We start from the raw sequence: 420 nt of genomic DNA on the forward strand, positions 1-420 counted from the left end.
TTTAAACAAAAACTGTAATTCTTTTTCTCGAGATAAACATCCAAATAATCTCAGTGGACTATCTTTATATTTATCTCCTTCTAAGGCTAAAAATGCATCAAGCTGATCAAATTTCGTTATCGCATTCTTATCCTTCATAAAAAATTCTTTTACCAAACCACTCCAATAATTCACACTCTTTAATTCTTCTCGTTTATTAAAATATTCTAACAATTTACTATCATCTCCTAAATAAATATTTTGTAAGTACAGATCAATCTCTTCTATACTACTAAATGGTTTTTCATGCAAAAGTTCATGCATATTACGCGATGCTAATAATAACCGTTCATAACAATAAAATTTACCAGTTTGAAGTTTAGGTTTATTTGTTTTAACATTAACAACTCGATCATTATTATTTGCTACTTTTGCTTGTTT

1 pseudogene is annotated in these 420 nt (G+C 27.1%); it reads right to left on the reverse strand.

Going from position 1 to position 420, the window contains the following annotated elements:
* Positions 1 to 420 (reverse strand): annotated as a pseudogene (locus tag U881_RS12815) (ERF family protein); the annotation flags it as partial.

The sequence above is a fragment of the Borrelia persica No12 genome, from assembly GCF_000500045.1.
Lineage (GTDB): Bacteria > Spirochaetota > Spirochaetia > Borreliales > Borreliaceae > Borrelia > Borrelia persica.